This window comes from bacterium (assembly GCA_016702305.1).
Classification (GTDB): Bacteria; Electryoneota; RPQS01; order RPQS01; family RPQS01; genus JABWCQ01.
The window spans coordinates 41,184-53,985 of record JADJEH010000011.1; the positions used below are offsets into that span (position 1 = coordinate 41,184).

Genomic DNA, 12,802 nt, shown 5'->3' on the forward strand with positions numbered 1-12,802 from the left:
GATGCACTGAAATCACATCCGTAATACTTGGAGTCCTTTTGAGTTGGGCGATCTTGCCTACATACGCCAAAAGGTCGCAAGTTGTGACAGCTGCACACCACGAGAACTCTGATCGGTTGGCTAGTGACCCATCAAACCTGGAACCATTGACCGCGACTCCGGTCGGCAATCCAAAGGGTGGCACCGTCGCCGGCAGGGCAGAGATCGACTCGCCTATCGAGCCCGTCCGCGAGTGCCTTTTGGCGGATGGCTAAAGCGCGATCTACCTTGCACCACTGATTTCGATGATCAACGAGCGTGACTGTCATGACGAAACTGTATGGGAGGAATGGAAGCTGACGCTCTCCACCATTCTCAAACGTGGACTGCTCATAAACGAACCGTCGGCAGACAGCGTCAAACACAAAGCGCGCGATTAACGAGCCTCGTCGCACAACACACTGGAGTAGAAGCAATGACCAGCGTAACGAATGTCCTTCTTATCGGCTTCATACTAGCCGGGATCGTGCTTCTTTTGCTGTGGGTGTCAGGATCCAAAAGACCGTGTCCTCATTGCCGCGCAATGATGCCCAAAGAGAAAATTCTCTGCCCGCATTGCCGACGAAAAGTGCCAATCGCGTACTGAACACCAGGCGCTTGCAATTGCATCAACCACACCCGGCACTCGTCCTCAGCCTTTCGGACATGCAACAAATCAATAATGATGAACAATCTAATCCACAGAAACCTCAAATGATAGCCACCAATGTCACCACAGTCATTCCCGGTACAATCAGCAAGCAAATTGATACCGCACAACGGAAGCCGCGGGACTACGGATTTCTGCTTATGCTGGCCGCGATGGCCCTTATAGTCTGGCTGTTGGACCGTTTCTTCAACTGGGGACGGACGACCAAGCCCGTGCTCAGCAAGAAGGCCGAACGACTTCAGAATGAAATCAACACTCTCGAGATCCTGCAGGAGCAGGCGCGACTTGATCTCCGCAGGGTGCGAATCGAACAAAAGACACTTCAGGCTGAAGAAGCGATCGAGAGTGGACCTGTTGTCATACCTGGTGTGGCGGCGAACAACGCCACGCTAACCGACGGACACATTGCGAGGCCACAATGATGACCGATTGGAGCTTACGCAGTATCGTTCTCGGCTGGCTCGTGCCAACCGGCCTGCTTGTCCTCGCAGCCTGGATTGTCGTGACCGCGGCATCCCGGTATTGGAACAAGTAGCAAACCTTCGAACCACCGCTGGCGATCAGAAATTGAAAGAACGCAATGTCACCGCGAAAACGACTAGACACTGTATCGTCCGTCGAAAGTCGTTGGGATTTGCCAGTACAAGACCGAAAGTTGGGCCGCCGACAACTTTGACCGCAATAGCATACATCCGATGGCAACCGATTCCCAATCCTATCCGTAAGCAGAATGCAAGCGCCTCACCACTCTTGGCCAACTAATGACAGTAAATAACTCACCGCTAAAACGCATCGCCTTCATCGGCAACTACGCGCCGCGTCAATGTGGAATTGCGACGTTTACGACCGACCTCTGCGAATCCGTGGCGAACACCTTTACAGATACAACGTACATCGCCATTCCCGTCAATGATACTGAGGCCGGCTATGCGTACCCGCCTCGAGTGCGGTTCGAACTTACCGAAAAAGACATAGACTCCTATCGCCGTGCCGCGGACTTCTTGAATATTAACAATGTTGACTTAGTTTGCTTGCAGCACGAATACGGAATCTTCGGCGGACAAGTCGGCAGCCATATCCTGGCTTTGTTGCGCGAACTTCGCATGCCAATCGTCACGACGTTTCACACAATTCTGCAGCATCCCGACCCGGACCAGAAAAGAGTCTTGCAAGAAATTGCGACGCTGTCTGACAGGATTGTGGTCATGAGCGAACGCGGTCGGACCGACCTGCAGACGGTGTTTGGGGTTGCGCCGGAAGTGATTGACATGATCCCGCACGGCATACCGGACTTGCCATTTGTTGATCCGAGCTTCCATAAGGACGTGTTTGGAGTAGAAGGAAAAATCGTCCTGCTGAGCTTTGGTTTGCTTTCTGCGAACAAAGGACTCGAGAACGTCATCGCGGCGCTACCGGCAATTCTTGATCGCTTTCCAAATGTGGTGTACCTGATTCTCGGTGCAACGCACCCGCATGTCAAGCGGCGCGAGGGGGAATCGTATCGTCTATCCCTGCAACTCATGGCAGAAGAGAAGGGCGTTGAAGCACACGTCATGTTCTACAATCGCTTTGTCAGCTTGGATGAACTGATAGAATTCATTGGCGCCGCTGATATCTACATCACGCCCTACCTGAACGCCGCGCAGAGTACATCCGGTGTACTGGCCTATACGCTTGGCGCAGGCAAAGCCGTGGTTTCCACGCCGTATTGGTACGCTGAGGAGATGCTCGCCGACGAGCGCGGCGTGCTGATTCCGTTTCGCGACCCCGCCGCGCTGGCCGAACAGGTTATTGAACTCCTGGAGAATGAACCACGACGCCACTCCATGCGGAAGCGCGCGTACATGTTTGGGCGAGAGATGATCTGGCCCGTAGTGGCGCGCAGCTATATGGCGACGTTTAAACGCGCACACTCGGAACGCCGGCATTCCATGTCTCCGGCGTTTATCGCCCGATCAGCGGACAAGCGGCCGAGCGAATTACCGCCGCTTAAACTCGACCATTTGCGGCACATGACAGACGAAACCGGCATGCTGCAGCACGCTGTCTTCACGGTGCCCAACTACCACGAAGGTTACACCACCGATGACAACGCGCGGGCGCTGATGGTTAGTACGTTGCTCGACGAAGTCGGCCGCGGTGAGGCTTTTGACCTTGCCTCACGCTATCTCTCGTTCGTGTGGTACGCGTTTAATCCTACGACCGGCCGCTTTCGGAATTTCATGAACTACCAGCGTACATGGCTGGAAGAGCATAGCGGGTCGGATGACAGTCACGGCCGCACGCTGCTTGCATTGGGGACGGTGTTAGGCCGTTTCAACACGCCGGCTCTGCATAGCATGGCAGGGTGGATGTTTGAGCAAGCACTGCCGGCGATCCACGAAACTTCAAGTCCGCGCGCCTGGGCGTTTGCAATCATCGGCATACACGAATATCTCCGCCGCTTTTCGGGCGACCGCAACGCAAGTCAGTTTCAAGATGAACTGGCGGCGCGGCTGCTGGAACTCTATCGCGCCAACTCAGGGGATGACTGGAAATGGTTTGAAGATGAGTTAACCTATTGCAACGCCGTTCTTCCGCACGCAATGCTGCTCTGCGGGCACACGATGGCAAACGACGAGCTCACTCGAATCGGAATTGAGTCATTGACGTGGTTGGCGGACTTGCAACGAGCCGAAGCCGGGACCGGTCACTTCGTGCCGATCGGGTCCAATGGTTTCTATCGGCGCGGCGGACATCGCGCCCGCTTTGATCAACAGCCTGTTGAAGCACAAGCCATGGTATCGGCATGCCTCGAGGCGCACCGTACAACGGGAGACAAGCGCTGGCGCAACGAAGCGCGCCGTGCATTCGAATGGTTTCTGGGACGCAACGACTTAAACTTGCAGATTTACGACCCGCTGACCGGCGGTTGTCGTGACGGTTTGCACGCAAATCGCCTGAACGAAAATCAAGGAGCCGAGTCATCGTTGGCGTTTCTGCAAGCGCTGCTCGAGCTCCGCCTTGAAGAACACAGCTTGGAATCTAAAGAGGCGCGCAAATCATGACGGAACGCTACTCGGATCTTTTTCAGCGAAGTAAGAGCAACCCGATCCTAACCGCGGACAATTGGCCATATCCTGTCAACAGCGTGTTCAATCCCGCCGCTGTCCTGTTGAAGGACGGAACGACGCTGCTCCTTTGTCGAGTGGAGGATCGGCGCGGTCATTCGCATTTCAGCGCGGCGCGCTCTGCGAACGGAGTGGACAACTGGGTCATTGACGCGACGCCGACGCTGGCAGCGGACCCGGAGCGATTTCCCGAGGAGCTATGGGGAATCGAAGATCCGCGCATTACGTATGTACCTGAGCTGAACAAATACGCCATTGTCTACACAGCCTATAGTCGCGACGGGCCCGGCGTCGCGTTGGCGTTCACGGACGACTTTGTGACCTTTGAACGGTTGGGCGTAATCATGCCGCCCGAGGACAAAGACGCTGCACTCCTCCCACGCCGCATAGACGGTCAATGGGCAGTCATCCACCGTCCGGTAAGCGCGCCGCGCGCCCACATGTGGATTTCATACTCGCCAGACCTGCAGAACTGGGGCGGACACAAGCTGATGATGGAAGCCCGGCGCGGCGCGTGGTGGGATGCTAACAAAATTGGCTTGTCGCCTCCACCGATTGAAACGCCACATGGCTGGCTCGTCATCTACCACGGTGTGCGACAGTCAGCGGCCGGTTGCATGTACCGCCTCGGGCTTGCGCTCTTTGACATCAACAAGCCGGAAGTGTGTCTGAGTCGCGGTGACGAGTGGATCTTTGGGCCGCAGGAACCATACGAACAGCACGGGGACGTGGGCAATGTGGTATTCCCGTGTGGCTACACCATCGCAGCGGACGGCGATAGTCTCAATCTCTACTACGGCGCCGCCGACACCAGTATTGCACTTGCCACCGGCAGCGTGAAGACGATGCTGAAGTGGCTGGAACGACAGTCTCAAAACCAAACTAACATCACATAGTCCAATTGAAAGAAAAAGGGTAAAGACAATGAGTAAGAACTTAGGCAAGAGTGTGGCTATTCTTGGGGTAAGCATCATGCTGCTTGCAATCGCTGCAACCGCTTCCGCCGAGAGCAACATCGGCTTCAAAGCAATTGGTCCACGTCTGGGCTTCGTTGATCCGGGCAACGACTTAGACGGTGCCGTAGAATTCGGCGCCGCAATGGAATTCGGCGAATTTGTTCGCCAACTGCATTGGAACGGCTCCTTGAGCTTCTGGTCCACTGGGCGCGAGTATCGTTACTTCAACGACCGGTACGACTGGACATTGCGCGACATAATCGTGCGCACAGGCGTGGACTATCACTTCATTGAAGGTGATTGGGAGCCCTATGCGGGCGGTGGTCTTGGTCTGCACTTCTACTCGTGGGACTACAGCAACGCGCCCAACTATAGCAACTCTGATGACAACAAACTTGGACTCTACGTAGACGGCGGTGTTGAGCATCAAATCGCGGAGCGCTGGACCGGACAACTGCAAGTGCAGCTTGATTTCGCGGACCCGGATCAAACGGCGCTCATGTTTAATCTGCTCTACGTCTTGAAATAGACCAGTGGAATCGCAATGCATACCCCAAAGGAATCCAACATGATTTGGACAATCGTCGTCGTGCTGCTGGTGCTTTGGCTGCTCGGGTTTGTAGTCTACCCGGTCGGCAGCTTGATCCACATTCTGCTGGTCATCGCCCTCATAGTATTCATCGTGCGGATGGTACAGGGCAAACGGCTAACCTGATTTTCGCGCAGGCAGCCGCCGACACGCACAGCATGGAAACATTTTCGACCGTAACATATGGGTACCATACCCAAGTCCAGAAAGGATCTAACAATGGTTAATATTTATGCGGGTAACCTGTCATTTGACATGACGGAATCTGACCTGAGAAACATGTTTGAAGCGCATGGCAAGGTAGATCGCGCGAGCCTCGTCAAAGACCGCGCTAGCGGCGACAGCAAGGGCTTCGGTTTTGTCGAAATGCCCAATGACGCTGAAGCTAAGGTGGCCATCGCCGCTCTGAACGACATGAACACGCAAGGACGCAAGATGACGGTCAATGAAGCAAAGCCGAAGGGCGATCGCGGCTCAAGCCACGACCGCTACTAAAGCTTCGCAGACAGCATGGACATGGGGCGAACGCGTTGTTCGCCCCTTGCGTTACCGGCTTTCGTGTGGTGAGGGCAGGTCCAACATAACGGAGTGCAGAATGGCAAATACAACGATGATAGAATTCACGGAAGCCAAGAGAATTGGTGACCTTCTCGGCGTGGACTGGAACATGTTCCCGGTCGAGGAATTTCGCATGGGTTTAGACGTCGAGCTTGAGCACGGTGCGCGCGATCCGCAGACGGATGTAACCCATGATGATCCGCTGCAGACTGGTCGTATCGCTTGGGCGCACTTGAAGGAGTTTCCGGACTACTACACGCGCCTGAAGAAAATGGAGAAGGAAGCCGAGAAATTCTGGGCGGCAGAAACTGACATGCGGCAGCGGCGGCCGATCCGGTAAGCTGCCGGTCAGTATGGGTGCGCAGTCCACTGGTGTCACACAGATAAGAAGCAAGCACGTCGGAACAGTCCAATGGGCTTCATGTCTTCCTGAACCACCAACAATTCAAATCACCCTCTTTCTATTGCACATGATCCTGATCGGCCAACTATGCGTTGGGAAGGGCGATCATATCTTGCAAAGGTAACAGCACATCATCCGCTGTGATCGGTCAGGCGACAGGCAAGTCCAAGCACTCCCGCGTATACTCATTCCAGTATGGTCAATACTCGCAACGGCCTGCCGTTGGCCTTTTGTCACGAACGTAGCGTCTGTGATTGACACACCAACAAGTCAACCGGATCAGCGCGGTGACGATGCGATAGCCATCGGGCCATATTGACACGCTAATGAACATTCACCAGCAATGCCAGTTCGGTATCGTCGAATCGCCGCACAGGTACCCATCGTCGATTGGTGCCGTGCGAATTCGTCGTCAACCCCAAGTGCTCCCGCCGCCAGTGGTAATACGTGTTTACCGAAACCCCAGCTTCCGGCACACTTCACGCACCGCCATCTCGTTCCCGATCTCGACCTCCGCTTCGCGAAGTATCGGCATCGTCTGCTTCGGACGGTACTTATCTCTGTCCATTCAGGCCTTTGTACCTTCCGAATGTGCTGCCAATCACTAACTTCCAAAGTGGTACAGTCTTCAGGGCTAGCTCAACGATAGAAGCCCCCGCGAGAGAATCGCGGGGGCTTTCATTCTGACAATCAAACTAGTTTAACGGCCGTGTATCAGATGGACCAGGTCGCGCACGCTTGTCCGCAGTGATTCTGATTGTGCCGATAACTCCTCTGCAGCAGCTGCAGTTCGTTCACTTGATGATGAGTTAGAGGAGGAAGCTGACTTGATCGTGGCCATTGAACTGTTGACTACATCAATGTCGCGATGCTGGGACTCAGCTGCTTCTGCGATATCGTTGACTAGGCTATTGATCTCCTCCGCAGACATCTTGACTTCAGACAGGGCGTCACGCAGCGCCAAGACAACTCCTGATCCCGCTTCCACGCTGGCTACGGTGCTCTGAATCAGATCAGCGGTATTCTTTGCGGATTCAGCGCTTCGTCGTGCCAAGTTGCGCACCTCTTCGGCGACTACGGCGAAGCCTTTGCCTGCTTCGCCTGCTCGCGCTGCTTCCACCGCCGCGTTCAGGGCGAGCAAGTTCGTTTGAAACGCGATTTCGTCAATGGTCCGGACAATTGCGGAAGTCTGCCGTGACGCCTCACGAATTTGCTGCATGGATGTTTCCATGCTCTCGGCGCGCTCAGTGGCAAGCCGAGTCTTCGACATGGACTTTTCAACCAATTCTCGAGCCATCTCGGCGTGCCGAGCATTTTCCGACGTTCTGTTGCTGAGCTGGGTCACGGCCTCTGAAGTCTCCTTAAGCCCAGTGTCTTCGTCATGTGATGCCGCTGCCAAAGATTGGCTCGCGCCCGAGAGTTCATTTGCTGCCGCTGTAATCTGATCCGACCCCTCGTTTAAGCTCATCGTGATTAGTTCCGCCGGCCGATTGATGGAAACTGTCACAACCCTGAAGTACACGAGGCTCATCAGGCAGAGTGAAATAAATCCGATCCCACACAATGTAAGAATACCGTTCAGTCGCATTTTAGCCAATGCTGCTTGCTTAGGGTCCAATGACTGGCGGATCTCAATGGCACCGTGAATCGGTTTGCCGCCTACCTTTTGATTGGAAGTATGGCAGTCGAGACAGCTTTTTTCAAGATGAATCGGCCGAAAATAGCAGAGATGGCCGTCTTCATCATCGATTTCGACATGCTCGGCCAAGTTGTTCGCCACGATGCGCTGCAAAATTTCGCTTTGCTTGGCATTGGCTTTGTTTTCCTTGTTCTCCGGTTCCGCGACAGGAGTCATAAATTGATAACCTCCTTCGCTAGCCATTTTGCGTGCCATCGCCCAGTGATCATCCGCACTGGCGTTTTCGGCCAGCATGGCGTTGGCTGCTTCAGTCGCAACACAAATCGCCCGCGCTTTGTCCACATACATAGCGCGCAGTTGACTTGATGACTGAAAGTAATAGACTGAAAACAGTATTAACATCAAAGAACATGTCAACGTCAAACCGATGACGACAATCTTGGTACGGTGTGACAATACTCCAAACCCCAGCATTGTGTACTCCTTTTCATGAACATTCACGGCTTGTTCACTCCTTTGGCAACTCGCGTGCCGACTATCGCATGAGTATCCGCCGAAGTTCTCGAATCTCGCTTTTGGAAAAAGTGTTCATAATTTGCCCAGAAACGTCGCGAAGTAAGCATGACCCGAGTGCTTCACCAGTAGTTGTTGTGGACATTCTTTCCCTTTCATGCTCCAAGGAAGACACAGTATTTTCCGCATTTCACAAACACAAATATCTGCTTGATCAGGCAGGCATTGGATTTGAATAGGGTCGTCAATGCTCAAGCGCGGTTAAAAAGAACCGCTGGCTAAAAGTATTTCCCTCGGTGTCATCGTGTGTTGGCGGCCATTTCGTGCCGCGCTAACCGTTGTTGCCGAAGAATCAGTCTGGGGCGATCAGGTCGTCATATGGCCGGGTCCGGGCATTCCACAATTGCTCCCCGTTGGCACCGCGCAGCACATTGCGCCCGAAGCGTTTTACAGCCTGGATTGCTGGCGAGTCAGCAAGGCGACGGGCGAGTGCGGGGCCGCCGAACTGCAATCCGCTAATATACTGATTTCTATAGAGTTCGATATGGCCCGGCGGTGCCGCGCTCACCGGTGAGCAATAAATCCCAAGAAGCGATATATTCTATGTTAAACAAGCAGAGCGTCACGTCACGAACCACAAGAGAGTAATGGCACCACAGTACATATTTGTCATGCAGAATCTCGTCAAACTGTATGGCAGTGAGAAAGTCCTTGACGACATAAATTTGGCCTTCTATCCGGGCGCCAAGATCGGGTTAGTCGGCGACAATGGATCGGGCAAGTCCACACTCCTGCGCATCATGGCCGGGTTGGACAGAGAGTTTCAAGGCTCCGCTGAACCAGCCAAAGGAGTGCGCGCCGTTTTGGTTGCTCAGGAGCCTGTGCTGGACTTGGACAAGACTGTGCGGGAAAACGTCGAAATGGCATTCGGTCCGACTTTGAACTTGATCGAGAAGTACAATAAACTCGCCGAGGACATGGCCAGCATGGACGGCGATGCCATGGAAAAGGCGCTCGATCGCATGCAGAAGCTGCAAGACGAAATTGACAAAGTGGATGGTTGGAATCTTGAACACCAGGTGGAAGTGGCATCAGACGCCTTGTTCCTGCCGGACGGTGATCTACTGGTATCACAGATTTCCGGCGGGGAACGTCGGCGCGTGGCGCTTTGCAAAGCGCTAATCGAAAAGCCGGATATTCTCCTTCTTGACGAACCGACCAACCATCTCGACGCAGAAACGGTGTTATGGCTCGAAAAGCAACTGCGTGAATTCGAAGGTACGGTGATAATATCCACCCACGATCGCTATTTCCTCGACAATATCACCAAGTGGATTCTGGAGCTGGACGCGGGCAAGGGTATACCATGGGAAGGTAACTACTCGTCATGGCTCGAACAGAAGATCGCGCAGATGGACGTCGGCGACAAGAAGCCGTCGGCGAAATTGGCGTCATTGAAGCGCGAACTGGCGTGGATCAAACTTAGTCAGCGCGATCGCCTCGCGGAGAGCCACAAGCACGTTGCGGAGTACGAGAAGCGCTCCAAAGAAGTGTTTGAAGTCAGCAATCAGAACATGGACATTCAAATTGCGCCGGGACCACACCTGGGAGATGTGGTCCTCGAAATCGAGAAAGTCACCAAGAGCTTTGGCGACAACCTCCTGATTGACCGCATGAATCTGTTCATTCCGCCGGGCAGCATTACGGGCGTGATCGGACCCAATGGTGCGGGTAAATCAACGCTGTTTCGCATGATTACCGGGGAGCAGCAGCCTGATTCGGGCACCATACGCTTAGGTCCGTCTGTCGTGCTTTCGTACGTGGATCAGATGCGGGACAATCTTGACGACAAGAAAACGGTGTTTGAGGAGATTACTGACGGCAGCGACACAATCATGATGGGCACCAAGGAAATCTCGTCGCGTGCTTACGTGTCGAAGTTCAATTTTCGCGGAGGTGATCAGCAGAAGCTCGTCGGAAATCTCTCCGGCGGCGAACGCAATCGCGTGCACTTGGCGAGGCTTCTACGCAAGGGGGGCAATTTCCTGATTCTTGACGAACCGAGCAATGATCTTGATATCACGACGCTGCGTATGCTGGAGAACGCGCTGTTGGACTTCAGCGGCTGCGTCATGGTGATTAGTCATGACCGGTTCTTCCTGGACCGCATTTGCACGCATATTCTGGCGTTCGAAGGCAACGGAGTGGCACGTTGGTTTGAAGGCAATTTTGAAGCGTACGAACAGCAGCGCCGGACTGAATTGGGGGCGAACTACGATCGCCCGCGCCGTTCACTCTATCGTAAGCTTACGGCATAGCTTCCCGTCGCATGGAGTAAAAGAGGTAAATGCAATGAACGCTTTAGGGAATCATCGCGGAACAGGCATGCATTGGAACATCACGCTTCTGTGGCTGGCGGTGCTGATTCCGCTAACCGCCGCAACGACAGCTTCGCTGCATCCGGTGCTCAATCAGGTGTTGAACCACTACTCGGAAGCGGATGATTCGCTCAAAAGGAAGGCCGCGACGTTTCTGTTTGAGAATATGGAAGGACATAGCTACATGACCTTCGATTTAGCGGACACAGCCGGGACCGTTGTGGCTTTTGATGTGCTCGACTATGCGACGTTTGCGGATCTGGAATCTTCCTTCAAGACTCTCGAAAATACACGCGGAACGCTTGATTTCCAGAAGCGCGCCGTGACCATGGATGACTCCGTGATTACCGCGGAATTCGTAATAGACCATGTGGACCGCGCCATGGCAGCGTGGCGGTCGCGGCCTTGGGCGCGGGATTTCAGCTTCGCGGAGTTCTGTGAATACATTCTGCCCTATCGCGGGAGCAATGAGCCGCTCGAGTTGTGGCGCGAGTTCTTTGCAAGTCGCTATGACAGCGCTTTCAATCTCATGGCGGATCCGGCCGATCCGATTGAGGCCGCGAGTCTGATCAATCGTGATCTGATGTCGTGGTTTCATTTTGACCCGCGCTTCTATTACCATCCTACGGATCAAGGATTAGCCGACATGCGTTCGACGACGTTGGGCCGCTGCGAGGACATGACTAATCTCACGATCTATGCGATGCGTGCGAATGGCTTGGCGGTGACCAGCGACTATACGCCCTACTGGGCCAACTCAGGGAACAACCATGCTTGGAACGCAATAGTAACAGCGGACGGCAAGGTGATACCGTTTATGGGCGCGGAAGCCAATCCGGGTTCTTACCAGCTTGCCAACAAGCTCGCCAAAGTCTATCGCAAGACATATTCGGTGCAGCGTGACAATCTGGCCTTCCAGGTGGCGATCCCGGAAGACTTGCCCAAGTATCTCTCTTCCAAGAGCTACACGGATGTAACGCGCGATTACACGACCGTTCGTGATGTGACATTAGACTTTGCGGCGCCGGACTCGATCACGATCGGCTACTTGTGCGTATTCAACTCCGGAGAATGGAAAGCGATTCACTGGAGTCGTTTGCAAAATGGTGCGGCGGTCTTTTCTGACATGGGAGTCGGTATTGCCTATCTTCCGGCCTGCTTCAGCGACGGAAAAATCGTGCCCGTCGGCGCGCCGTTTATTCTGGCTGAAGACGGATCAGTGCATCCGACCATCGCGGACACAACCAATCTGATACGCATGGAGTTGACCGCGACTACGAAAACGACTCTCGAAATGTCCACGGATGGCATCCGAAAAACCAACTTCTTGCCGGATGTCGTTTACGAGTTGAAGTTCTGGCGCGACGGTTGGCAAACGCTGGGAACCGTCGCCGCCGACGACAAACCGATCGTATTCGACAATGTGCCCAGCGCCGCGATCTATTGGCTGACGGCCGCGGATTCAGATCGCGAAGAACGCATCTTCACTTACGAAAATAATCAGCAGGTCTGGTGGTAATCCCACAAGATCAGGTCATTACCGGGTACAAACATGACAGAACAGCGTTGGGCCGCCGAATTGCCGATTTCAATCACGGTCTGTGATAGCAATGGAATGATACTGGAGATGAATGAGAAGTCCAAGGCGACATTTGCTGCCGACGGCGGCGGCGCGTTGATCGGCACAAACGTGCTGGATTGCCACCCGGAGCCATCCAGGTCTCAACTGGCGGACATGCTCGTTGAACGGACGACGAACATTTATACGATCGAGAAGAACGGTGTGAAGAAATTGATCTACCAGATGCCGTGGTACGAAAACGCGGAGTATCGTGGCTATGTCGAACTCTCATTGGAAATCCCGTTTGACATGCCGCATTTTGTGCGTGCCAATAGCAAACCGGCGCAGGGATGATTACATCGTCTTCGCCGCAATCCAAGGCCTGAAAATCGCGCTCGCAACCTTGG

Annotated in this window: 11 protein-coding genes; 10 read left to right on the forward strand and 1 reads right to left on the reverse strand. The window is 54.0% G+C overall.

Going from position 1 to position 12,802, the window contains the following annotated elements; genetic code table 11:
- Positions 1 to 543: 543 nt before the first annotated feature.
- The 7 genes from IPH10_10515 (at position 544) to IPH10_10545 (ending at position 6,241) form a co-directional block, all read left to right on the forward strand.
- A complete protein-coding gene (locus tag IPH10_10515; protein ID MBK6911341.1) occupies positions 544 to 1,110 on the forward strand; it encodes a hypothetical protein in 567 nt (188 codons plus the stop codon).
- A 339-nt stretch (positions 1,111 to 1,449) separates the two neighbouring features.
- Positions 1,450 to 3,735, forward strand: a complete 2,286-nt coding sequence (locus IPH10_10520) for a glycosyltransferase family 4 protein (protein ID MBK6911342.1) — start codon at positions 1,450 to 1,452, stop codon at positions 3,733 to 3,735.
- Complete coding sequence (locus tag IPH10_10525; protein ID MBK6911343.1) at positions 3,732 to 4,694, forward strand: glycosidase; 963 nt, start codon at positions 3,732 to 3,734, stop codon at positions 4,692 to 4,694. The genes IPH10_10520 and IPH10_10525 overlap by 4 nt, the downstream gene beginning before the upstream one ends.
- A gap of 28 nt (positions 4,695 to 4,722) precedes the next feature.
- Positions 4,723 to 5,283 (forward strand): outer membrane beta-barrel protein, encoded by a 561-nt coding sequence (locus tag IPH10_10530; protein MBK6911344.1) that lies wholly within the window; start codon positions 4,723 to 4,725, stop codon positions 5,281 to 5,283.
- A gap of 39 nt (positions 5,284 to 5,322) precedes the next feature.
- A complete protein-coding gene (locus tag IPH10_10535) occupies positions 5,323 to 5,469 on the forward strand; it encodes a lmo0937 family membrane protein (GenBank protein MBK6911345.1) in 147 nt (48 codons plus the stop codon).
- 93 nt (positions 5,470 to 5,562) lie between these two features.
- Positions 5,563 to 5,838: an RNA-binding protein gene (locus IPH10_10540; protein MBK6911346.1), complete on the forward strand. Its 276-nt coding sequence runs from the start codon at positions 5,563 to 5,565 to the stop codon at positions 5,836 to 5,838.
- 100 nt (positions 5,839 to 5,938) lie between these two features.
- Positions 5,939 to 6,241, forward strand: coding sequence for a hypothetical protein (locus IPH10_10545; GenBank protein ID MBK6911347.1), 303 nt, complete (start codon positions 5,939 to 5,941; stop codon positions 6,239 to 6,241).
- 763 nt (positions 6,242 to 7,004) lie between these two features.
- Here IPH10_10545 and IPH10_10550 read toward each other — a convergent pair.
- Positions 7,005 to 8,444: a DUF3365 domain-containing protein gene (locus IPH10_10550; GenBank protein MBK6911348.1), complete on the reverse strand. Its 1,440-nt coding sequence runs from the start codon at positions 8,442 to 8,444 to the stop codon at positions 7,005 to 7,007.
- 659 nt (positions 8,445 to 9,103) lie between these two features.
- On the opposite strand from IPH10_10550, the gene ettA reads away from it, so the two are divergent.
- From ettA to IPH10_10565, 3 genes are all read left to right on the forward strand, one after another.
- On the forward strand, positions 9,104 to 10,774 hold the full coding sequence (gene ettA, locus IPH10_10555) for an energy-dependent translational throttle protein EttA (protein MBK6911349.1): 1,671 nt from the start codon (positions 9,104 to 9,106) through the stop codon (positions 10,772 to 10,774).
- 67 nt (positions 10,775 to 10,841) lie between these two features.
- The gene (locus IPH10_10560) at positions 10,842 to 12,353 is read left to right on the forward strand and encodes a transglutaminase domain-containing protein (GenBank protein MBK6911350.1); all 1,512 of its coding nucleotides are present in this window, start codon (positions 10,842 to 10,844) and stop codon (positions 12,351 to 12,353) included.
- Between the two features lie 33 nt (positions 12,354 to 12,386).
- On the forward strand, positions 12,387 to 12,749 hold the full coding sequence (locus IPH10_10565) for a diguanylate cyclase (GenBank protein MBK6911351.1): 363 nt from the start codon (positions 12,387 to 12,389) through the stop codon (positions 12,747 to 12,749).
- Positions 12,750 to 12,802: the final 53 nt, after the last annotated feature.

Coding starts and splice junctions, on each gene's coding strand:
- ettA (MBK6911349.1), top strand. CDS start 9,104: ATGGCACCACAGTACATATTTGTCATGCAGAATCTCGTCAAACTGTAT.
- IPH10_10545 (MBK6911347.1), top strand. CDS start 5,939: ATGGCAAATACAACGATGATAGAATTCACGGAAGCCAAGAGAATTGGT.
- IPH10_10530 (MBK6911344.1), top strand. CDS start 4,723: ATGAGTAAGAACTTAGGCAAGAGTGTGGCTATTCTTGGGGTAAGCATC.
- IPH10_10565 (MBK6911351.1), top strand. CDS start 12,387: ATGACAGAACAGCGTTGGGCCGCCGAATTGCCGATTTCAATCACGGTC.
- IPH10_10540 (MBK6911346.1), top strand. CDS start 5,563: ATGGTTAATATTTATGCGGGTAACCTGTCATTTGACATGACGGAATCT.
- IPH10_10525 (MBK6911343.1), top strand. CDS start 3,732: ATGACGGAACGCTACTCGGATCTTTTTCAGCGAAGTAAGAGCAACCCG.
- IPH10_10560 (MBK6911350.1), top strand. CDS start 10,842: ATGCATTGGAACATCACGCTTCTGTGGCTGGCGGTGCTGATTCCGCTA.
- IPH10_10520 (MBK6911342.1), top strand. CDS start 1,450: ATGACAGTAAATAACTCACCGCTAAAACGCATCGCCTTCATCGGCAAC.
- IPH10_10535 (MBK6911345.1), top strand. CDS start 5,323: ATGATTTGGACAATCGTCGTCGTGCTGCTGGTGCTTTGGCTGCTCGGG.